The sequence below is a fragment of the Saccharomonospora marina XMU15 genome, assembly GCF_000244955.1.
GTDB lineage: Bacteria > Actinomycetota > Actinomycetes > Mycobacteriales > Pseudonocardiaceae > Saccharomonospora_A > Saccharomonospora_A marina.
In genome coordinates, this window is the sequence record NZ_CM001439.1 from 4,782,119 (window position 1) to 4,802,989 (window position 20,871).

Genomic DNA, 20,871 nt, shown 5'->3' on the forward strand with positions numbered 1-20,871 from the left:
GGCCCGCGCGGCCTGGCGGCCACCCCGCCGCGCCGGACACGACGTGACGGAGCGGTCGTTCGGCGGTCAGGTCGTGAACTGGCCCGGCCTGCGACCCTCGCCCGCCGGGCCGCGGTATGCCTGGGCGATGTCGAGCCAGTGATCGGCATCGGGACCGGTCGCCTGCAAGGCCGAATCGGCACGATGCCTGCGTCGAGTTACGACCAGGCATAAATCCACGGCCGGACCTGTGATCCGCTGCTGCGCGTCGTCGGGTCCGAACGTCCACAACTCGCCGGACGGTGCGACGAGTTCGTAGCGGAACTGGGTGTCCGGCGGTGTGAGGCCACGTGCCTGGTATCCGAAATCCCAGGTCAGTGTGGCGAACCAGGCGAGATGCCAGAGCCGGTCGGTCCGCTCGAGCGTTACGCCGAAAGTGTCCGCGATGTCCTGCCCATGCGCGAACACCTCCATGAGGCCCGCGCAAGCCAGTACGGCCGGTGGCAGCGGTCGCACCAGCCACGGCACCAGTTCGTCGTCCGGCACGGCCGCGAGTGCCTTGATCGCGGCGTCGCGCTCCGAGCGCCAACGTGATACCAGTACCTCGGGCGGGTCGCCCTGGTAGTCCCGCAGCGCGTTGTTCACGGCTTCGTCGAAGTTCTTGCCGACCTCCGCGGTCAACCTGGCGAATCGCTGCGGGTCAGCTGCCGCTGTACCCGCGAGCCGGAAGATGAACGTCAGATGCGCGAGCTGATCAGCAACCGTCCATTTGGGAGCTGGGGTCTGTCGCTGCCAATCTGCGTCGGCCAGCCCGGCGACGAGCTCGTCGATCGCGGCGGTTTCGGCGGTCAGATCGGCGATAGCATTCCGCTGTGTCACAGGCGTTTCCTCTCGCCTTCTCGTTCGGCTGTCCAAGCATAGGCAGGTCGGGGCCGGTGCTGTCTTATCCGTGAATGCCAGGTCGGCGAGACACCGGGCAACAAACCGAAAAGGCAGGAGCATTCCTTGTAACGGTCTGGAGGATCGCTACCGTTCGTTCGCCCGAACAGCCAGCCGACGCACATACTGGCGGCGGTTTTCTTGACAATGGAAAGGCGGCGAAATGACGCGTTCTCTGAGCGACTCCATTGCCGGGGCCGTGATCGGGCCCGACGATCCGGAGTACGCCGAGGCGAGGAAAGTCTGGAATGGCGACATCGACCGTCGGCCCGCACTGATCGTGCGCTGCGCCTCGGTCTCCGACGTCGTAGCGGCGATCAGGTACGCACGGGAGGAGGCGCTGGAAATCGCTGTCCGTGGCGGCGGGCACAGCACGCCGGGCATGTCAGCGGTCGACGACGGGCTGGTCATCGATCTCAGCGACATCAACTCCGTCGAGGTGGATCCCACCACGAAGCGGGCACGGGTCGGCGCCGGTGCCCGGCTGGCCGAACTGGATGCCGCCACACAAGAGCACGGGTTGGCCGTGCCGACCGGCCTGATCAGCCACACCGGTATCGCCGGCCTCACGCTGGGTGGCGGGATGGGCTGGTTGACCCGTCAGGCCGGGCTGACCATCGACAACCTTGTGTCCGCCGAGATGGTTACTGCCGACGGCAGCGTCCTGCGCGTCAGCGAGAACGAGAACCCCGAGCTGTTCTGGGCCATCCGCGGTGGTGGTGGAAACTTCGGGGTGGTCACCGAATTCGAGCTGGCGTTGCACGACGTCGGGCCGACCATTCAGTTCGGATTCCTGTTCTGGGACGTCGAGCAGGGGCCTGAGCTCCTGCGGCTGGCACGTGACACGATCGCGGCACTGCCACGAGAACTCAACATCGTTGTCGCCGGGCTTTCCGCACCGGCCGCCGAGTTCGTCCCCGAGCAGTACCACCTGCGGACGGGATACGCGCTCATGGTCGCCGGCTTCGGGTCTCCCGAGACTCACTCCGAGATCGTCGACGCTCTCCGAGCCGCCCTGCCACCGCTGTTCGACTTCACCGCACCGATGCCTTACGTCGCGCTTCAGCAGTTGCTCGATGAAGGCAGTCCGTGGGGCACGCTCTGCTACGAGAAGAGCCTCTACCTCGAGGACCTGTCCGACGAGGTGATATCGACGGTGTGCGAGCAGCTACCCCGCAAGAGTTCGGCCAACTCCATGCTGACGCTGTATCGCCTCGACGAGGAATACTCCCGGCCCGCGGACGAGGACACCGCGTTCAGTGGCAGCCGCAAACCCCAGTACGCCGCTTTCGTCGTCGGAATGTGCCCTACCGCTGAGCTGTTGGCGACCGAGCGCGTCTGGGTGAGGTCCTTCTGGGAGGCGCTCACGCCGCACATCGCAGCGACGGGCACGTATGTGAACGCCATCGGCAAATCCACCGACGACCGGGTGCGAGCCGCCTACGGGACGGAAAAATACGAGCGGCTGGCCAAGCTCAAGAGTCTCTACGACCCGCACAACGTCTTCCACCGAAACGCCAACATCAAGCCGGCCTGATTCCACAGGTGTCGGCTGACAGATCGGGTACACAACCGACTGTTCGTTACTCGTAGCACCACCATATCCGCAGGTGGTACCGGCGCCTGATCGCGCCGACGCGGTACCCGCCGTCGGCGCGATCGCCGCTGCCGCTCCGAATTCACGCCGCCGGTCGCAGCTCGGTGTCCGGGATGACAGGTTCGGCGCCCTCCGGGGCGACCCAGCCGTACGGTTGCTGACTCGCCTTCGAAGGACCGAGCATGGACTTCAACAGCACGCGCAGGACCATCGAGGGACGCATCAACGACTCGAGCGGGGTGACGAGACCCGCGGCCTTGAAGTAGGCCGCGGTCACATTGCCATCGCGCGTAGCGGCAATCTGCACCCGCTTCAGGTACCAGTTCCCTACGCGCACCTTCAGGGTTCGGTTGCCAGGAACGCGGGGGAAGCTCAGATCGACCGTGTTCGTCATGTCCCATGGAGCTTCTATCGCGTCGCGTGCGATGTCTCGGAAGTAGTCGAGCGGCTGCGGAACCGCTCCGCTGTGGAGATGCGGCCGCATTCCGATGGCACACAACGCGGCGACGCTCATACCCTGGGCGTAGACCGGGTTGAAGCAGGTGAGCGCGTCACCGGTGACCAAAAGGCCCTCGGGGAACCGCTTCAGCTTCTCATAGTGCCTGCGTAGAGTCGTCGGGAACCGGAACGCTACCGGCTCGTCGACGGGGTCCGCGTAGCGCAGCGTCTCGTAGACATCAGGTGCGGGCAACGACTTGATCCACTCGTAGAGTCCGGCCTGGTCTGTTGGAGGATGGTCACCGAGCATCCCGTAGGTGGTCATCTCCAGCAGGCCGCCATCGGTCTTGAAGAAGACGGCGCCGCGGGGTAGGTCCGCGTGAGCGACCGGGTTTATGCAGACGTCGTCCTCGAACGGGTCAATTCCCGGTCGGAGCTTGAAATGTTGCGTCACGTAGACCAGGTCGATCTTCTTACGCTCCTCTTCGGGCCTTTCGTACCCGAGTTGTTCCAACCAGACCGGGGTACGTGAACCCCGCCCGGTCGCGTCCACCACCAGGTCGGCGTCGATGACCTGCTCGGCCTTATCGCCCTTGGCCTGCACTCGAGCACCGATGACCCGGCTGTTGTCGGCCGTGGTGACGAGACCGAGAATGTCGTGCTGCTCCACGAACACCACGTTGGGGAGTCGCTGGACACGTTCCCGAATGTGCCACTCCAGCACAGGGCGAAGTACACCCAGCGTGACGAGGTCGCCGTGCTGTTGCTTCAACCGGTTGCCTTGGAAGTACCAGCGCGTGCTACCCGAAAGGTCCCCTTTGGGCACGCCGTGATCGACCAGCTCCTGCGTAATCCCGGGAAAGAGCTCCTCCATGATCTGCTGCCCGCGTGCGAGCAGTCCATTGGCCTGATAGGTCTGCGGGCAGGACTTCCTTGGTGTCTTCGTACCGACGAGCACGTCGCGATCGACAATTCGCACCTCGTCGTAGACGTCGGCGAGCACCCTGGCCGCGAACAGTCCGGCAATGCTTCCGCCCAGTACCACCGCGCGGGTCTCTACGTCGTGGTCCATCGCGGTCACCTCCTGAATCTCCGGGTCGTTGTCGCTACTCAGCTGGTCCGTGTCCGTCATCGGCTGCCTGCGCTCATCGGAACGGAGTTCGCGAGACCACCATCCACGCCGAGGTCCTGACCTGTGACGTAGCCCGCGCGGGACGAAAGCAGGAAGGTCACCACGTCGGCCACCTGCTCGGGCTCACCGAACTCGCCCAACGGGATCTGGGCCCGGATGGCCTCACGTGCCTGCTCCGTCGGCGCGACCTCGTCGAGCATCTCCGTGCGGGTGAAGCCGGGGCTCACCGCGTTGACCCTGATGCTCTTGTCGGCCAGGTCCGACGCGAGCGTGCGCGTGAGATTGGTGGCCGCGGCTTTTGCCGCGGCGTACACCGACGCCAAACCCAGGCCACGGTGCGCCATGACAGATCCATTGATCACAACGAAGCCGCCGCGATCGAACAGCGGGACTGATTTCTGGATAGTGAAGAAGACTCCTTTCAAGTTGATGTCCAAGACTCTGTCGAAGTCTTTCTCACTCACCAACTCACTCGGTGAAGAAAAGGGGACACCAGCATTGGCGAAGACGCCGTCCAGCCGCCCGTAACGTGTACGTACCGCGGCAATGAGATTGTCGAGACTGTCGGTGCGGGATACGTCCGCGACCACACCAATGGCCCGGCCACCTGCCGGGTCCAGTTCCTTCGCCGCTGTCTCCACCCTGTCGGCTCGGCGGCCGGCGAGAACGACATTCGCCCCTTCGCGAACAAGCCGCGCTGCGGTGGCAAGACCTATGCCGCTGCCACCACCTGTGATCAGGATGGTCTTGCCATCGAATTCACCCATGCGAACAGCATCGCCCCGAGAGACCGCACCGGGCATCTCTGGCGTTGCGGTTGGTCGATGGGCGTGAGTGGGGCGCTCCAACCCCTGCCGAACGCTCAGAATCGGTCGCCGCGTCGGGCCTATACTTCTCGGGCCGCGAGTTCGGCGATAGCCGCCAGGTCGGCTTTGAGTTGCGCGGAAACGTCTTGATCGGTGTCCGGCTGATCCATTCCGGGCACCACCGTCCACGTTCCCTCGGCCAACCGGTCGGCGGCAAGGCCCACACACCTGAGGCCGTTCCGGACGAGGAGGGCAGGCGCGGCGGGTGCTGCTTGGGTACGAAGCTCTATGCCGACGCGAGTGATGACCTCGCACAGGTCGGCTGCCACATCCGGGTCGCCGTTAATCGCGCCGATGCGGGCTGCCACGGCGAACGTCGATATCAGCAAGCCTGCGTCTGGCATGGTCAGCGGGATCGGTGGTAGCACCTCGTCATGGGCGGCCTCGGTCTCACGCATGGTTCTGGCGGCGCTGCGAGCAAGCGAGACCGCGGTCTCCGCCGAAAGAGTTGCCAACGCGCTTCGCTTGCTCATCCCCGACTCGGCGGCCAACTGGTCCAGGTATGCGCACAGCAGCTCCTTCGCACCCCCTGGCTTCAATCGCATGTTCCGGGCGGCGAACTCTGTCTCAAGCGCATCAGCCAGGTTCCTGAAGTCCTCGGTTCGATGGAGCTCAGCCATGGCGGAAGGGTATCGGGACCGTGGAGCGACGCAAAGGCGTTCAAACCACGCGCGAACTCGGCGGTCTCGACCAGTACGCATGGCGATGCCGGTGGCCTGCGAAGCCGGGTCCCGGCACAAGGAGGAACTTGACTTCGCCGGACGGAAACTGTTCTGCGCTGTCGGACAACAGCTCTTCCACGCTTGCGTGCTCGACCGCGCACTGTGCCGTGAAAGGACAGCCTTCGTGCGAAGCGCATGAGACCCCGGTTCTGCTGGACGAGACCACGCGCCGACACCGGCCGCGAGCGGCGGAACTCCTGCGGGTGGAAGGCTGGCTCCCCGGCAACGCCGACAGCCGCGGGTGGTGCTGATTCCGCCCGGCGGTCTGGGCCGGCATCGCCACGGTCCGGCCGCTACCGGCGCATCGGGTCGACCCCGAAGATCTTCGCCATGTCGTCCATCATGTAGTTCGCGCCCTGCAGGCTCACCGAGAGCATCCACGTCGCGTCGTTCACCTCGTGGACATTGCCTTCCCTGACGGCGGTGAGCTTTCGCCACAGCGGGTTGCGCAGGAAGCGTTCCCTGGACTGGTCGCCGCCTTCGTATGTGGAGACGAAAATGTGGTCGCCGTCGGCCTTGCGGATCTGCTCCTCACCGATCTCCACCGCGAACTCGTCGACGTCCTGAGCTTTCGGCCGCGCCAGCCCCATGTCGTCGAGAACGATGCCGGTGAACGATTCCTTGCCCAGCAAGCGGGTCGGGCCTCCCATGAACCGGATCGCCGAGATGGTGGGATTGTTCGCCTTCTCGTTGATCGCCTTGCCGAGTGCGGCGGCGCGCTGCTCGTAGGCGGACAGCGACTGCGCTGCCTTCGCTTCCGCACCCAGCGCCTTGCCGAGCATGGTGATGTTTTCCTTCCACATCGGACCTGTTGTCTCGACGAACACCGTCGGCGCGATGGCGGAAAGCTCGTCGTACAGCGCGTCGTGGCGCACGGTGGCCGAAACGATCAGATCCGGTTCCAAAGCCGCGATCGCCTCCAGATTCGGCGACTCAAGGGGACCGACCTCCTCGGTGGCACTCACCGCGTCGCCGAGGTAGGAGGGGAATTCCCGGTCGTCGCCGTAGCTGCCGATACCGCCCAGGAGCGGCCGATCCAGCGCGAGGACAGCCTCCACCAGGCTCGGGTCGAGTGCGACGATGCGCTCCGGCTTCGTCTCGATCGTCGTCGAGCCCTTGTCGTGCTGCACCGTTCGCGGAAACCCGGCCTGCGCGGTGCCGCCCTGGTTCGCGCTCTGCGGCGTCTCACCGCCACCGCAGCCGGCCAGGCCGACCAGCAGGGCCAGCCCCGCGAGCGCGGCCGTGACCCTCGCTCCGACTCGTCGCTTGCGTACTCGCACAGCCCCTCCAGTAGTTAGGTTAGGGAAACCTTACTTCGCTCAAGTTAGTCGAGGCGGTCGTCATACGGAAGAGGTGATCGTCACGTGGCCCGGCCGACCGGCACGACAAGTGGACTACCGGCCACCGGATCGGGCACGATCCGCGCTCGCACGTCGAACACCGTCGTCACGAGTTCTTCGGTTACGACGTCGACGGGCGCGCCGGTGGCGACGACCGCACCGGCGCGCAACGCGACGAGATGGTCCGCGTAACGGCTTGCCTGATTCAGATCGTGCAGCACCATCACCACTGTCCGACCATGGTCTCGGTTGAGCCGCCGCACGAGTTCCAGCACGTCGATCTGATGCGCGATGTCGAGGAAGGTGGTGGGCTCGTCGAGCAGCAGCCACGGCGTGTTCTGGGCGATGACGAGCGCCAGCCAGGCCCGCTGCCGCTGCCCCCCGGACAGCGTGTCGACGGGTTCGTCGGCCAGGTCGGCGAGATCGGTCGAAGCCAGGGCCGCGAGCAGGGCTTTCTCGTCCGCTTCTGACCATTGCCGCCACACCGAGGTGTGTGGCGTGCGACCGCGCCGGACAAGGTCTCGCACCGTGATGCTTTCCGGCGTGGTCGGCGCCTGCGGCAACAGGCCCAGCTTCCTCGCGACATCCCGGGTACGCATCCGGTGGACATCCCGACCGTCCAAAAGCACCTGTCCGCCGGACGGCCAGAGCAGCCGCGCCAGCGTGCGCAGCAGCGTCGACTTGCCCGAGCCGTTGGCGCCGATGACGGCTGTCACCGCACCTGCAGGCAGTTGGAGGTCGAGTTGCTCGATCACCATCCGGTCGGCGCCGTACCCGACGCGCAGCCGTTCGGCTCGCAGGCTCGACGCAGCGGCCACGGAAAGTTGCTGATCGAGGCCTTCCGAGGTCCTGGTCATCGACCACCTCCGGTACGAACCACCAGCCACAACAGGTATGGGGCGCCGACCAGAGCTGTCACCGCGCCCGCGGGAAGCTCGGTGCCGGGGACCAGCAGCCTGGCGACGAGGTCCGCCGCGAGCAGCACGACCGCACCCACCAACGCGGACGCGATCAGCGGAATCCCCGAGGTGCCGACGATCCTGCGAGCCAGCTGCGGTGCCAGCAAAGCGACGAAGTTGACCGGCCCCGCGGCGGCCACGGCGGTACCTGTCAGGGCGAAAGCGACGGCGAAGGACGCGACCTGGGTCCGCGCGACGGCAACGCCCAGTGTGGCCGCGGCCGGTTCACCGAGCGCAAGCACGCTCAGCCGCCTGCCGAGCAGCAGTGCGCTCGGCAGCAACACGGCGAGTGCGAGTCCTACCCCGGCAACGTGTTCCCAGCCGCGACCGTGCAGGCTTCCGACCAGCCATACGGCCGCCTTCGTGGCCTGGTCCACGTCGCCGGTCGTCAAGCTCCAGTGCACCAGCGCGATGAAGGCGGCGTGGCACACGATGCCCACGAGCACGACCCGCTGCGTGCTGAACGTCGCGCCCGCACCACCTCGCCCGCGCAGACTTGCCACACCCAGGACGACGACCGCGGCGAGGAACGCACCGATGACCGCCCCGACGGGCAATCCGATCCTGGACAGTTCGGCGGCCGCGCCCCCATAGCCGACCGTCCCACCGCCGAAAGCCAACAGCACGATCACGGCGCCGAAACTGGCGCCTGCGGTCACCCCGATCACGTCGGGAGCCGCGATCGGGTTGCGCGTCACCGACTGCACGATCGCACCGGAGAGCCCGAGTGCGGCGCCGACCAGCACGGCCACCGCCACGCGCGGCAGGCGGAAGCGCTGGACGATCAGCGTGGTCGCGCTGTCGGCCTCACCGAGGAGTCCGCCGAGCACCTGCGCTAGCGGGATCGTCCGGGTTCCGACGGCGATGGCCAGCACGCAAAGCACGAGTAGCAGCCCCAGCAGCGCCGAGCCGAGCAGCAAGCCGCGCGGATGGATGAGCACGCTGAGGGCTCCCCTGCGCGACCGGCCGACCAGTGCGGGGCCCGAGCGGGCGAAGGACGTCGAGGCGGTACTCACAACACCGCTCCCGCGAGTTTGGCCCGCCGCACCAGCAGCAGCACGACCGGAGCGCCGACAACCGCCGTGACCACGCCGACCTGGAGTTCACCCGGCCGCACGACCACCCGCCCGACCACATCGGCCGCGACGAGCAGCGTCGCACCGAGCACGGCCGCGTAGGGCAGCAGCCAACCGTGCCTCGGCCCGGTGAGCGCGCGGGCGGCGTGCGGCACCACCAGCCCGACGAAACCGATCGGACCGGCCGCGGCGACAGCGGTGGACGTCAGCAGGATGACACCGAGGCCTGCGACGAGTCGGGTTCGGCCGACCCGGATGCCGATGCCACGCGCCACGTCGTCACCGAGTGCCAATGCGTCGAGTCCCCGTGCGGCCACGCCGGTGAGCGCCAATCCGGCGAGTAACACCGGCGCGATGGTGGTGAGGGTGGGGCTCCCGCGCCCCGCGAGTGCACCCACCAGCCAGAACCGGTACTCGTCGAGGGTCTGGGCGTCCAGCAGGACCAGCACGGAGATGACCGCCACGATCATCGCGGACATCGAAAGGCCCACCAGGGCAAGCGACGCCGGTGCCATACCGGCGCGGCCGTAGCCTGCCAGCGACAGCACAGCGCCACCGACGACGGCCGCGCCCACGCTGGCGGCAAGCAGCTGTGTCGCCAGGGTCGTGATGCCGAACGCGAAGGTGCCGACCACGATCGCCAGCGCCGCACCGGCCGACACACCCAGCAGCGCCGGATCGGCCAGCGGGTTGCGGGTGATGCCCTGGGCGAGCGCGCCGCCGACGCCCAGCGCGGCACCGACCAGCACCCCCAGCAACGTTCTCGGAATGCGCTGCTCCCACACGATGATCGCCGCGTCGCTCCCGTCGCGCCGCAGAAGCGCATGCAGCACATCGGTCAGTGGCACGGCGCGGCTACCGAGTGCGAGGCCGAACAGCACCGCGGCCGCGAGTAGCAGCAGCGCGACGAGCAGACCGATGGCCGGCCGGCCGAGTGATCGCGCCCCCGCCTCTGACATGCGGACTAATGTAAGGCATACCTAACTGGCACGGAACCAGTCGCCGACCGTCCTCGCTGTGACACTCAGCGCATTGACTGGACCAGCCATCGTTAGCTTAGTCTTACCTAAGTTCGGGACAACCGAGCCTAGGGAGCACCGTGAGGGCCGAAACCGCTGCGGAAGCCGCCTGCCCCGATCTCGGCTACGGCACTCGGCAGGCAAGTACGGCGGTGGCCTGATGGACACTCCGCCCGGCCTGCCAAGCAACCGCGCGATTCCCGTGCTGTGGTTCGGCCAGTTCGCCGCCGTGGCGGGACTGACCATCGTGGTCCCGCTGCTCCCGTTCTACCTTTCGGATCTCGGAGTCACGGCCGTGGCCGTGCCGTGGTGGACCGCGGTCGCGCTGGCCGCGCCCGCGGTGACCCAGCTGATCACCGCGCCGCTGTGGGGGATGGTTGGTGACCGGTACGGGCACAAGGTCATGGTGGTGCGCGCGCACGCCGGGCTGGCACTCGCGGTCGGTTTGATGGCCCTGGCCGACGGTCCCGGCGAGTTCCTGGCCTACCGCCTCCTGCAAGGCGCATGCGGCGGGGTGGTGAGTTCGACGGCCAGCTACGTCAGTTCGCTTTCCGCACCCGACAGGCGGGGCCGCGCGCTGGGCGGGCTGTTCGGCGCCACCGCGGCAGGCTCGTTGCTCGGGCCTCTGGTCGGCAGCGTGCTCGCCGGGCAGTTCGGCTTCGAAGCGCTGTTCGGCTGTGTCGCCGCGCTGCTGCTGGCCTCCGCCTGCCTGGCACTGCTCGTGCTGCCCCACGCACCTGTGGCAGCGCCGCGACGTGGCGGCGGCCGATCGGAGCGGGCATTGCGAGAAGTAGCGGCGCGGCTGCTGGGCAACCGGTACAGCCGCTCGATCCTGCTGGCCGGCCTCCTCGCACAGGCAGCCATCTACGCACTGGTCGTGGTTTTCGCCCCGCGAGTGCAGCAGATCACCAGTTCAGTGGCATCCGCGACGATGTGGGTGGGAGCGTTGCAGGCGGTCACGTGGGCGGCGTCGCTGCCGGGCGGGCTGTGGTGGGGCAGGCGCAACGACCGGCACTCGGTACACGCCGGCTTCGCGATCGCGACCGCGTGCTGCGGTGTGGCCGTCGGCCTGCAGGCGCTGCCAACCACCCCGGAGATGTTGCTGCCGTTGCGGTTGGCCCAGGGATTCTGCTTCGCCGCACTCGCCCAGTCCGTGCTCCACGTGGCAGCCGCGGTGATACCCGCCGAAACGCGCGGCACCGCGGTGGGCCTGGCGAGCGGGCTGCTCGACCTGGGGCAGGTTGGTGGGCCCGTGCTGGGCGCGCTGGCCGTCAGCCTGCTGTCCGCTTCAGGCGCCTTTCCCGTCATCGCAATCCTGCTGACAGCGGCGGCAGGCCTTGCCCTGTCGGGCACCCGGCAGCGGGACCGGACCGCCCTGGCGGCCCCGCTGCTGACCGAGGCGAACCGTTGAAACGCGATGCAGGCCTTTTCGGTTGGTGGACACAAACCTTTGGTTGTCGCAGGCCCAGCTCGGCGCGACCTCCTCGGGCACGGTTCGCCGTGACCTCGCCGACCACCGCGCTGCCCTCGAAGGACCGGTCGGCAGCGACAGTCAGGCGACCAGTCCAGGCGCTGCCGTCGACGCCCGCGACCGGGGATCCGCGACACCGTCGGCGCGGATCGCCTCTCACAGTGTCCGCGGTTCAGAGGGTCGCCTCCCCAGCTGATGCGTGCCGCGAGCGCCCAGGAATCGCGACGCTCGCAATGATGGTTGCCGCGATCGCTGCGATCGAAGCGGCGAGGAACGCCCGCTTGAACCCGGTATCCCCGCCTCCGGCGAGGCTGACGACAGCGAGACTCGAGACGGTGGCGACGCCGGCTGAGGCGCCGATCTCGTGGAACGTACTCAGCAGGCCCGAGGCGATGCCCGCCTCCTCCGGTGCGACATTGCCGAGCGCGGTGGCCGAGGCGACCACGAACAGCATGCCGATGCCGAGTGCACCGAAGCTGATCCCGATGGTGGTGGTCACGGTGGTAGCCCACAGCGCGGGAACCAGCAGGCCGGTGGCCCCGACGATCATGCCTACCGCACCCAGCCCGCGGGCACCAAGCTTGCCGACGAGCCGTCCGGCGATCTGCGCACCGGCCATCGTGGCCACAGCGATGGGGAGGAACAGCAGGCCCGTGACCAGTGGTCCATAGCCGGCGAACCGCTGGAAGTAGAAGGTGCCGAGGAAGAACACGGCCACCATCAGGGCAGTGGCGATGCCGAGGACGAACACGCCGGAGAACACCGGCCGCCTGCCGAGCAGGGAGAGGTCCATCAGCGGCGAGCTCGTGGTGTTCTGCCACCAGCCGAACAGCAGGTAGAGCACCACCGCGATCCCGGCGACGACGAGTGTGCGTAGGCCGGTCCACCCACTCTCGCCCGCGATCGTCAGCGCGTAGATCGCTAGACCGGTGGCGCCGGTGACCAGAATCGCTCCGAGCGCGTCCGGGCGCGATCGCGTGCCGAGTTGGGTCGGCAGTGGCGGGAGTACGCGCAGCAGGCCGATGAGCACGATGAAGCCGATGGGCACGTTGATGAAGAACACCCACGGCCACCCGGGACCGGCGGAGATCAGGCCGCCGAGCAGCACGCCGACCGAGGCTCCGCCGCCGCCGAGCGCAGACCAGATACCCAGCGCCCGGTTGCGCTCGTCTCCCTCGAACAGCCTGACCACAACCGAAAGTGCTGATGGGGAAAGCATGGCCGCGCCGATGCCCTGACTGGCCCGCCCGACCAGCAGCACGGTTCCGCTGTCGGCCAGACCTGCGACCAGGGAGCCGAAAACGAAGGCTAGGAGTCCTATATAGACGATTGGCTTCGGTCCGAACAGATCGGCGCTGCGACCACCGAGAAGCATCAGCCCACCGAAGGCGACCGTGTAAGCCGCGACGACCCAGGTCAGCGTTTCTCGTGACAACGAGAGGTCGGCTTCCAGCTGCGGCAGGGCGATCGCGACGACGGTGACGTCGAGGATCAGCATGAACTGGGCCGTTCCCAGCAGCGCCAGCGCTATCCAGCGCTTGGAGTGGGCACCCACGGCGCCCTCCGGTGGTGAGAATGTAGCCATCATCTCCCCTAACTCAATCACTGATGTACAGGTTAAGAACGGCTACACTATCTCATACATTCCTGTACGACTTGTGAGGTGGAGCATGCTAGCCAGCAAGCCCGCGCCCCGCGATCCGGCTGAGAAGCGCGCCCGCAAGGCGCAGAACCAGCGGGCTGACGCCCAGCGCAACCGGGCAAAGATCCTCTCGGCGACAGCCGCGGCACTGCGCAAGAACCCGGACGCCTCGGTCGCCGACATAGCCGCAGCGGCCGGGGTGGGGCGCATGACGCTCTACGGGCACTTCAAGAGCCGCGCCGAGCTCATCGAGGCGGCCATCGAGGAGAGCTTGGAACGCGGCGAGCAGACTCTGTCCCAGGTGCCGCTCGACGGAGATCCGGCGGAGGCGTTCCGCCGACTCATCGCCTCAAGCTGGCCGCTACTCAATGAGGCGCGCTCACTGCTGGCGGCCGCGCAGAAGGAACTGACGACGGCCCGCATCCGCGAGCTCCACGAAGCCTCAGAGGCACGAATGCGGCGCCTGCTGGAGCGTGGGCAGCGGGAAGGCACCTTCCGCACCGATCTGCCGGTGAGCTGGCTGCTGGCAACCACGCACGTCGTCATGCATGGCGCCGCAGAGGAGATCCTCGCCGGTCGCCTCGACCCCGGCGACGCGGCCCGTTTCATCGACGCCACTCTCCAGTCGGCGTTCGCCGCACCCGCCAAACAGTGACCAACGCCGACGCTCGGCCACGCATCCCGGCGAGGGTCGGTCTGATCAGCGGTGGATCCGGGGTCGGCCTGACACGCCGAACAGCGTGCTCGGCGGGAAGGATCGCTGGTGGCCGAAACACCAGAACCCGTGTCTGCTGAGGTGGATCAGCACCGGCTGGCCGAGCAGTGCAAACAGCTGGGTGTGGAGCTGGTCGGGCCGCAGTCAGCACGCCACGAGCGCTCCGCTCAAGAACTCGAGCAGCTCGTTGCGGGAGTCGAGCGGCAGGATGTGGGCCACGTACTGGTCGGGGCGCACGATTACGAGAGCTCCACGCTCCCTGTCCAGACCCCGCAGGTCGAAGATGTCTGTGTTCGGATCAGGACAGAAGGCCTTCTCGTAGTCGATTAGGTCGAACGATCCTTTGCGGGGGAGCAAGACGGGCGGCAGGTCCTCGACGCTGATGTCGCGGTGCCCTTGCTGGAACACCGCGCGTACGTCAATCACCGAATCGGGCTCCGCACCATGCGGGGTAAACCTTGTGATCGGTGATTGCGCCGAGGCCAGGAACGCCGCCAGTTCGCGCAGTCGGGACTCGGCGCTGGTCGGGTGCGCCCGGTCGGCGAACGCGTAGAGGCGCCAGGCGCCGTCGGCTCGAGCGACGTGGCCGAGGTGCATCGGTTTGGCGTCGGCCAGGCGGATGACCGGTGCCGAGTGAAACCGCATTCCCGGCGGGAGGCCGTCGGCCAGGTGCTGGTATGGGGACGCCGCGGTGATGATCGAGGGCTCGTAGCGGACCGCGACCCCGGCGGTGAACCGGCCCTGCCGGCGGAAGTAGTGCTGGAACCGCTCCGGATCGGTGCCCTCTCCCCGGTCGGAATGCGCGCTGAACCGCGCCGCGAACTCGCGGTCGAAGTCGATGAGCTGCTGGGCGACCTGCTGCCGCTCCGCGGAGTAGGTGCGCAGCACCTCCGGCCGAGACGTGCCGCGGAGCACGGTTCCCAGCTTCCAGCCAAGGTTCCAGGCATCGGCCATCGAGACGTTCATGCCCTGCCCTGCTTTGGCGCTGTGCGTGTGGCAGGCGTCGCCGGCGATGAAGACCCTCGGCAGCCGCTCCTCGGATTCATCGACGTCATCGAAGCGCTCGCACAGGCGTTGGCCGATCTCGTAGACGGCCCACCAGCCGACGTGCTTCACGTCGATCGAGTAGGGGTGCAGGATCCGGTTGGCGACCGCGGCCAGCTTCTGCGGGGTGGCACTGCGGTGGCGCAGCATCTCGGCGTCGCGGTCGTTGTCCAGCTCGATGTAGAGCCGCACCAGGTACCCGCCTTCGCGCGGGATGATCAGGATGCTGCCCTGCTCGGAGTGGATGGCCGACTTCAGCCGGATGTCGGGGAAGTCGGTGACGGCGAGGACGTCCAGTACGCCCCAAGCGCTGTTGGTCGCATCGCCCTCCAGCCGACGTCCTATCGCTTCGCGGGTCCTGCTGCGCGAACCGTCGCAGCCGACGACGTACTGGGCGCGGATCGTCGAGATCCGCCCGGTCGGCTCGAAGTTCTCGACGTGCTGCAGGGTGACCGCGACCGGGTGCTCCCCGGCGGGATCATCGACGCGCACGTCGGTGGCGTGCAGCCCGTAGAACGGCTCGGCGCGGGCGGCCGAGCGAAGCATGTGGTCGCGCAGGTACGCCAGCATCCGGGCCTGGTTGACGATCATGTGCGGCATCTCGGAGATGCCGTCCTCGACGTCTTCGATGCGGGCGGTACGCACGATCGAACCACGGTTTTCGGGATCGGGCCGCCAGAAGGCGACCTCATTGACCTGGTAGCCCTCATGGATGAGCTGATCGGCCAGCCCGAACGCCTCGAACATCTCCACCGTGCGGCAGGCGACCCCGTCGGCCTGACCGACTTCCAGCGGCCCGTCCCGCCGGTCGACGAGCACGGTGCGGAGTTCGGGGAACTGGGCGAGCTGGGCGGCCAGCACCAGCCCGGCCGGACCGCACCCGATGATCACCACGTCGGCCGTTTCCGGCAACCCGGCCGGACGCTCGACCACCGACGGGTGGGGCTCCTCGACCAACGGATCCCCCGGCTTGTAGCCATCAAGGTAGAACTGCACTGGTCTGAACTCCTCCTCGCTCGAACGCCGGGGGCCAGCCGGATGGCCGCCGAGCTCGGTCCCGAACGACAGGGCCGATCGTTCCACCCTCCGACGGCCACCACGCGAGGCACAGGGAGTTCTGCTTTGCAGAATCGTCGTAACTCATCAGAGCCGACGGAGGTCCTCCTCCAGAGATGCCACGGCGGAGGTAAGGGTCGCCACGATCGGGCGCAACCGCCGCCGGTCGTACCGCATGCTCGGCATTGACACCGACACGCCCGCGATCGCGGCACCGCCGGAGCGCACGGGCACTCCGACGGCGACCACTCCGCGCTCCGAGCGGCCCTGGTTGACCGCGAACCCGTTGCGCCGGACCTTCGCCAGCTCACGGCGCAGCTCGTCCATCGCCGGCGCTTCAGGCTTGCGATCACCGGCGTAGAGGGCCTCCAGTTCCATGTCGCCGAGCTCGGCGAGCAGCAGCAGTCCCGCGGTGGTCCGGTGCGCGGGGAAGACCATGCCCTCCCGCGACCCCACCCGCAGCGGCTGCCGGCACTCGGCGCAGGCGACAAACCGTGCGGTGTTGCCGGTGCGCACCGTCAGGTTGACCGACTCGCCCAGCGTGTCAACGAGCCTGAACAGGTGCGGCAACGCGGCCTGCCGCAGCCGGGAGACCATCGAATGCGAATGCGCGGCCAGCTCCAGGACAGGACCGGGTCGGTAGCGCTTGGTGTCGTCCTGCACGGCGAAATCCCGGTAGACCAGCATCGCCAGCAGCCGGTGGGCGGTGGAGCGCGCGACGCCAAGGCGCTGAGCGGCGTCGGCCACGCTCAGACTGCCTTCGAGCTGCAGGATCGTCGCGAGCCGCAGCGCGTGATCGACACTCGCGACGGCGTACGCCGGGGGCTTCTTCATCTCGGTCGTCGTTGGCCCTCCCGCTCCGAATCCTGCTGTGCAGGATACCCGCCGCGCCAAGCCATCCCGGCGCATAAGCCCTGCGCTCACGCGGTGTGGGGCAGGATCGAGCCTGGGACGGGTGTTGCGCACCGCGGTAGATCTTGTGCGTGACCGAGCGCCGACCGGGAGTGGAAGGCGTCGGGCGGCAGCAGCGCGTTGTGCGCGTCCACCAAGGGTTCGTCGCACGGCAGCTCGGCCACGAGCCGGTGCCCGCCTCGTGGCACTTCGGGTAGCGCAGCACGTGCAGGCTCAGCCAGGCGGCAGCGTCCGGGTCGGCGAGCCGCTCGGCGACGCGTTACTCGAGTTCCTCCGGCCCTTCCACCACCAGGGTCCAGTTCGGACCCGGCATGCCGTAGCCGACGTGATCTTGGATGGCGACGAACCCCCTCCTAGCGGCAATCGGCCCTAGGACGGTGTTCACTCTCGACGCAACACGCACCGCTGTCGGGCATCGGATCGATGCACCGCCAACAGCGCGCGGATTGTCGATGAGGATTCGTCGCACGACGTCGTCGCCGAGGCCGGTCTCGGCGAGTCGGGGCGCGAAGTCGGTCGGTACGTGCGCGAACGGGATATCCGTGCCGGAGTGGCCGAAGGCCGCGCCGATCGCGTTGTACGACAACAGAAATTCGGTCACATGACCGGCCTCGGACAGCCGCGCCACCAGTGCGGCCCTGGCCTCGTCGGTGAGGGGGTCGGCGTCCTTCGTGCCCGCATTGTCGAGTGCCACGAAGGCCCGCGGCGCGCCACCTCCTCGGCGGCGCCGAGGCGATCGGCGCGGTCCAAGCCGCTCAGATAACCGGCGAGCCGCCTGCTCGACGCGTGAGTCAGCCTGTTCTCGTCCCAGAGCTACGCGTCGGCGAAGGTCGACGACATCGCCTCGACGCGGCGGGCACGACGCACTTCCCCTTGAAGGTCGATCTGATTGAAGGCGCTGATCATCGAGCGGCTCAACCCGGCATGGACCGGGTCCCCTCCCCCGAGCACGGGCACAACCGAGCGCGAGCTGGTCGCGGTCGTCGAGGACGGCACGAGCGAGCGGCTCCGCGGCTGGCTGGCCTCCACCGCCCAGCGCCGGAACACCATCGGCCCCTACACCACGGCTTCGTTCGAGGCCGCCGCCGTTGACGCCGACACACACCGCCTGCTGAACGGATGGCTCGACGAGGCCATCGGCGACATCAAGGACGGCCTCGACCGCCCCGACCGATTCCCCGCAAACACCAGGCGTTTTCGCATCGTCATCGCGATCACTGAGCTCGATCAGGCCGCCTGGCGCTGGACGCCGGGCCGGTGAGGCGTGCAGCACGAGAGATGCTCGACGTCGCGCCGGGTCCCGGCACGGCACCATCGGCCGCCGCTGAGCCGGACCACCGCGGCAGGAGTCGCCGAAGTCGAGCTGGGAGACATCCCGCGCTTCACCCGTCGCCGAGACCCACGACCACGGCTGCGCCCAAAGATTCAGGCTGGTGTGGAATTCCAGCCTCGCACTCCTGCGAGATACATCGAACCCACGGTATGAACCCCAGGCGCAGCCCGACTCCCGCAACGGAGCGGTCGGCGGAGCCAAAGTGAGCTTCGAGGGCGACGTCCCGGACGAGGAACGGACGATGAGCAAGAAGAGCACCCTTCTCACTCAGGTCATCATGACCTTCATCACGGCCGCGACGATGCCGGCATCATGGGCCTCATCTTCATGGGGCCGTCACTGGAGTGGCTGGCAGGATGGCCCAAGCAGTTCATCATCGCGTGGCCCATCGCCCCTGCTCTCACGATGGCCGCCTGGCCCGCGTCCATGGCACTGAGCGCTGCGATCCTGCGGTCCCGCACCCGGCGCCTGTCGCCGACGAGGCTTGCCAGCCGATCTCGAGCGCCTGCGACCAGGGACTGTTGGTCGATCGGCGCAAGTGGTCCTGACACACCTGGTGTGCTCGGCGGGAAGATCGTAATGACCGACAGTCCCCAACGCCGCCTGCTCACCCAGGTGATCTTCCTTCGGGCAGCTCCATGCCCCTCCAGCACACGCGAGCCGCCGAGCAAGGAAGTGACGAGAGCGCACCGGCCAATCCGCAAGCCCGAAACAGCAGGAAGGCCACCCGCAAACAGGTGGCCCATCCTAGATTCTCTGCGTTGAGGTCCTGCTCCAAGACCTCAACGCGAGCAGGGTTCTAACAACAATCCTATGGTGGAGCTGAGGGGAATCGAACCCCTGACCTTCTCGATGCGAACGAGACGCGCTACCAACTGCGCTACAGCCCCTTGGAGTTGCTCGATGAGCATAGCAAGTCGCCATGCCCACCGAGCAGGGGGTGCCTACTCGCCGGCAGCGCGTCGATACGGCAGTTGACCAGGGTCGTCGAGTTCGTGGAAGGCGGGGTCCTCGTCCTCGAGGTCCACCACCACTGCCTGCCTGCGAACACGTGAAGTCGGCACGGGGTCGCGCTCGGCTCCCGGCGGCTCGGGCGCCTGCGACTTCAGCACCTCGATGTCGGCGAGCGGATCGGAACGCCTCGGGGCCCGCTGGGCGCTGTTGTGCAGCCGCGCGAGCCTGCGCTGGCGGATCTCTTCCTCGATCCGCACCTGCCTGCGCAGGTAGACCAGGTAGCCCACCAGCACCGCGTCGGCCGCGCCGTGCGCCCACCACAACATCGGCAGCACGACGCCCGCGAGCACGCCGGTCACGATTGCCGTGAGCAGCAGCATGAGCACGACCCGCTGGCGGAATGCGTACTTGGCCCTGGCAGCCAGTTCCGCGGCTTCCGGGTCGAAGCCACCTCGGCCCGGCCGGTAGCGGCGAACCGGAGGCTGTTCCGTCGAACTCGACCGAGGCTCGGGTTCCGGCTCGTAGGTGTCGTACTCCTCGAAGTCCGCGTCGTCGCCGTCAGCCTCGTAATCGTGCCTGGGGACATCCGCTTCATCGGAGTGGATGTCCTCGTCCGGCTCGGCGTTTGCGGTCATGGCGAACTCCTTCCGCCAGTCGCTTCGTGTGCTCCCGCTCCTCACGACCCGGGCAGCCAACGCGGAGTCGTTGGTCTGCGTGATCTCCTGGCGCTTTCGCGCGACCATGGGAACAAGGACGGCGAGCCAAGCCGCGGCGAGCGCGACAATGATCAACGAGCTCGGCAAGTCCCGTCACCTCCCCCGACCAGTACTGCTGTGCCGCCGTGGAACCGCGCGGCCGGGGCGTCCTGAGCAGCGCCCACTCCCTGTCCCACACCGACAGTCGTCACGGTAGTCACAGGAGTAACAGAATCGGCGGAGGCTCGCCGGTAGTTCGGCGTAAACCGATCACTCGTTCGGTGCAGATTTGCCGCGTCTTAACGCTGCTCAGGAGCGGTGGCGAGGCCCTTGGCGACGAGTCGTGCGGCCAGCCCTTCACCCCTTTCCTCGTCGGTGATCGCGAAGCACAAGTGGTCACGCCATGCCCCGGCGACGTCCAGATATCGAAGGAACAGGCCTTCCTGCCGGTAACCGACCTTGGCCAGCACTCGCAGGCTCGCACTGTTCTCGGGGCGGACGGTGGCTTCCAGCCGGTGCAGGCCCGCGGCGGCGAAGACGTGATCGGTCACCAGCGCGACGGCCGCCGTCGCCACGCCACCGCCCGCCAGTCGCGAGGAAACCCAGTAGCCGACCCAGGCGGAGCGCAGCGACGCCCTGATGATGTTGCCGACGGTGATCTGCCCTGCGAAGGCACCGTCGACGGTGATCGCGAACGGCAGACATTGCCCGCGTCGAGCCAGGCCGCGGAGTGAAGCCCACTGTGGCGGCCACGCCCAGTGGGCGTTGCGTTCGTGCCAGTACCCGGCCTGAGTCGGCTCCCATTCCTCCAGGTACTCACGATCGCGAAGCCGGATCCTGCTCCATTCTCCGCCGTCGAGCAGCCGGACCGGCCGCAAAGCCACAGTGCCCGCACGCACGGTGAGCGGACCCAGCCTCGCGGGCCAACCCGGGTGGCGAGGTTCGGCGGCATACGGCGCGCCATACCCCTGCGATGTCATGA

Annotated in this window: 18 protein-coding genes and 1 tRNA gene; 4 read left to right on the top strand and 15 right to left on the bottom strand. The window is 67.7% G+C overall.

From position 1 onward, the window contains the following. Window positions 1-66: 66 nt before the first annotated feature. Window positions 67-858, bottom strand: a complete 792-nt coding sequence (locus SACMADRAFT_RS22505) for a TIGR03084 family metal-binding protein (RefSeq protein ID WP_009156158.1) — start codon at window positions 856-858, stop codon at window positions 67-69. Between the two features lie 223 nt (window positions 859-1,081). Here SACMADRAFT_RS22505 and SACMADRAFT_RS22510 point away from each other — a divergent pair, with 223 nt between their 5' ends. Then, complete coding sequence (locus SACMADRAFT_RS22510) at window positions 1,082-2,455, top strand: FAD-binding oxidoreductase (protein ID WP_009156159.1); 1,374 nt, start codon at window positions 1,082-1,084, stop codon at window positions 2,453-2,455. Between the two features lie 142 nt (window positions 2,456-2,597). On the opposite strand, the gene SACMADRAFT_RS22515 is transcribed toward SACMADRAFT_RS22510, so the two are convergent. The 7 genes from SACMADRAFT_RS22515 to SACMADRAFT_RS22545 form a co-directional block, all read right to left on the bottom strand. Further along, window positions 2,598-4,085 carry an FAD-dependent oxidoreductase gene (locus SACMADRAFT_RS22515; RefSeq protein WP_009156160.1) on the bottom strand — a complete coding sequence of 496 codons (1,488 nt, stop codon included), beginning with the start codon at window positions 4,083-4,085 and terminating at the stop codon, window positions 2,598-2,600. Further along, the gene (locus SACMADRAFT_RS22520) at window positions 4,082-4,852 is read right to left on the bottom strand and encodes an SDR family NAD(P)-dependent oxidoreductase (RefSeq protein ID WP_009156161.1); all 771 of its coding nucleotides are present in this window, start codon (window positions 4,850-4,852) and stop codon (window positions 4,082-4,084) included. Before SACMADRAFT_RS22520 ends, SACMADRAFT_RS22515 begins: the two co-directional genes overlap by 4 nt. A 119-nt stretch (window positions 4,853-4,971) precedes the next feature. After that, complete coding sequence (locus SACMADRAFT_RS22525; RefSeq protein WP_009156162.1) at window positions 4,972-5,571, bottom strand: hypothetical protein; 600 nt, start codon at window positions 5,569-5,571, stop codon at window positions 4,972-4,974. A 395-nt stretch (window positions 5,572-5,966) separates the two neighbouring features. After that, window positions 5,967-6,953: an ABC transporter substrate-binding protein gene (locus SACMADRAFT_RS22530; protein ID WP_009156163.1), complete on the bottom strand. Its 987-nt coding sequence runs from the start codon at window positions 6,951-6,953 to the stop codon at window positions 5,967-5,969. Between the two features lie 80 nt (window positions 6,954-7,033). Beyond that, window positions 7,034-7,870: an ABC transporter ATP-binding protein gene (locus SACMADRAFT_RS22535; RefSeq protein WP_009156164.1), complete on the bottom strand. Its 837-nt coding sequence runs from the start codon at window positions 7,868-7,870 to the stop codon at window positions 7,034-7,036. Next, entirely contained in the window at window positions 7,867-8,988 is a 1,122-nt protein-coding gene (locus SACMADRAFT_RS22540; RefSeq protein WP_009156165.1) for a FecCD family ABC transporter permease, read from the bottom strand. The genes SACMADRAFT_RS22535 and SACMADRAFT_RS22540 overlap by 4 nt, the downstream gene beginning before the upstream one ends. After that, window positions 8,985-10,007, bottom strand: coding sequence for a FecCD family ABC transporter permease (locus SACMADRAFT_RS22545; protein ID WP_009156166.1), 1,023 nt, complete (start codon window positions 10,005-10,007; stop codon window positions 8,985-8,987). Before SACMADRAFT_RS22545 ends, SACMADRAFT_RS22540 begins: the two co-directional genes overlap by 4 nt. Window positions 10,008-10,227: 220 nt before the next feature. Here SACMADRAFT_RS22545 and SACMADRAFT_RS22550 point away from each other — a divergent pair, with 220 nt between their 5' ends. After that, window positions 10,228-11,478 (top strand): MFS transporter, encoded by a 1,251-nt coding sequence (locus tag SACMADRAFT_RS22550; protein ID WP_009156167.1) that lies wholly within the window; start codon window positions 10,228-10,230, stop codon window positions 11,476-11,478. A 232-nt stretch (window positions 11,479-11,710) separates the two neighbouring features. Here the strand turns inward: SACMADRAFT_RS22550 and SACMADRAFT_RS22555 are convergent, their stop codons facing one another. Beyond that, window positions 11,711-13,144 carry an MFS transporter gene (locus SACMADRAFT_RS22555; protein WP_232285454.1) on the bottom strand — a complete coding sequence of 478 codons (1,434 nt, stop codon included), beginning with the start codon at window positions 13,142-13,144 and terminating at the stop codon, window positions 11,711-11,713. A 64-nt stretch (window positions 13,145-13,208) separates the two neighbouring features. Here SACMADRAFT_RS22555 and SACMADRAFT_RS22560 point away from each other — a divergent pair, with 64 nt between their 5' ends. Next, a complete protein-coding gene (locus tag SACMADRAFT_RS22560) occupies window positions 13,209-13,835 on the top strand; it encodes a TetR/AcrR family transcriptional regulator (RefSeq protein WP_009156169.1) in 627 nt (208 codons plus the stop codon). Window positions 13,836-14,039: 204 nt separating this feature from the next. Here the strand turns inward: SACMADRAFT_RS22560 and SACMADRAFT_RS22565 are convergent, their stop codons facing one another. The 3 genes from SACMADRAFT_RS22565 to SACMADRAFT_RS30540 form a co-directional block, all read right to left on the bottom strand. Next, window positions 14,040-15,935, bottom strand: a complete 1,896-nt coding sequence (locus SACMADRAFT_RS22565; protein WP_009156170.1) for an FAD-dependent monooxygenase — start codon at window positions 15,933-15,935, stop codon at window positions 14,040-14,042. A gap of 147 nt (window positions 15,936-16,082) precedes the next feature. Then, a complete protein-coding gene (locus tag SACMADRAFT_RS22570; protein WP_009156171.1) occupies window positions 16,083-16,829 on the bottom strand; it encodes an IclR family transcriptional regulator in 747 nt (248 codons plus the stop codon). Window positions 16,830-17,166: 337 nt separating this feature from the next. After that, complete coding sequence (locus tag SACMADRAFT_RS30540; protein ID WP_040925838.1) at window positions 17,167-17,601, bottom strand: phosphotriesterase family protein; 435 nt, start codon at window positions 17,599-17,601, stop codon at window positions 17,167-17,169. Window positions 17,602-17,796: 195 nt separating this feature from the next. Between SACMADRAFT_RS30540 and SACMADRAFT_RS30545 the strand changes: the two genes are divergently transcribed. Further along, window positions 17,797-18,168 (top strand): hypothetical protein, encoded by a 372-nt coding sequence (locus SACMADRAFT_RS30545; protein ID WP_050998227.1) that lies wholly within the window; start codon window positions 17,797-17,799, stop codon window positions 18,166-18,168. Between the two features lie 886 nt (window positions 18,169-19,054). On the opposite strand, the gene SACMADRAFT_RS22585 is transcribed toward SACMADRAFT_RS30545, so the two are convergent. The 3 genes from SACMADRAFT_RS22585 to SACMADRAFT_RS22595 all read right to left on the bottom strand — a co-directional run bounded on the left by SACMADRAFT_RS22585 (window position 19,055) and on the right by SACMADRAFT_RS22595 (window position 20,869). Then, a tRNA-Ala gene (locus SACMADRAFT_RS22585) sits at window positions 19,055-19,130 on the bottom strand. A 54-nt stretch (window positions 19,131-19,184) separates the two neighbouring features. Next, window positions 19,185-19,997 carry a divisome protein SepX/GlpR gene (gene sepX, locus SACMADRAFT_RS22590; RefSeq protein ID WP_009156172.1) on the bottom strand — a complete coding sequence of 271 codons (813 nt, stop codon included), beginning with the start codon at window positions 19,995-19,997 and terminating at the stop codon, window positions 19,185-19,187. Window positions 19,998-20,188: 191 nt separating this feature from the next. Continuing rightward, a complete protein-coding gene (locus SACMADRAFT_RS22595; protein WP_009156173.1) occupies window positions 20,189-20,869 on the bottom strand; it encodes a GNAT family N-acetyltransferase in 681 nt (226 codons plus the stop codon). Window positions 20,870-20,871 lie beyond the last annotated feature (2 nt).

Coding starts and splice junctions, on each gene's coding strand:
- SACMADRAFT_RS22510 (WP_009156159.1), top strand. CDS start 1,082: ATGACGCGTTCTCTGAGCGACTCCATTGCCGGGGCCGTGATCGGGCCC.
- SACMADRAFT_RS22515 (WP_009156160.1), bottom strand. CDS start 4,085: ATGACGGACACGGACCAGCTGAGTAGCGACAACGACCCGGAGATTCAG.
- SACMADRAFT_RS22520 (WP_009156161.1), bottom strand. CDS start 4,852: ATGGGTGAATTCGATGGCAAGACCATCCTGATCACAGGTGGTGGCAGC.
- SACMADRAFT_RS22525 (WP_009156162.1), bottom strand. CDS start 5,571: ATGGCTGAGCTCCATCGAACCGAGGACTTCAGGAACCTGGCTGATGCG.
- SACMADRAFT_RS22535 (WP_009156164.1), bottom strand. CDS start 7,870: ATGACCAGGACCTCGGAAGGCCTCGATCAGCAACTTTCCGTGGCCGCT.
- SACMADRAFT_RS22545 (WP_009156166.1), bottom strand. CDS start 10,007: ATGTCAGAGGCGGGGGCGCGATCACTCGGCCGGCCGGCCATCGGTCTG.
- SACMADRAFT_RS22550 (WP_009156167.1), top strand. CDS start 10,228: ATGGACACTCCGCCCGGCCTGCCAAGCAACCGCGCGATTCCCGTGCTG.
- SACMADRAFT_RS22560 (WP_009156169.1), top strand. CDS start 13,209: ATGCTAGCCAGCAAGCCCGCGCCCCGCGATCCGGCTGAGAAGCGCGCC.
- SACMADRAFT_RS22570 (WP_009156171.1), bottom strand. CDS start 16,829: ATGAAGAAGCCCCCGGCGTACGCCGTCGCGAGTGTCGATCACGCGCTG.
- SACMADRAFT_RS22595 (WP_009156173.1), bottom strand. CDS start 20,869: ATGACATCGCAGGGGTATGGCGCGCCGTATGCCGCCGAACCTCGCCAC.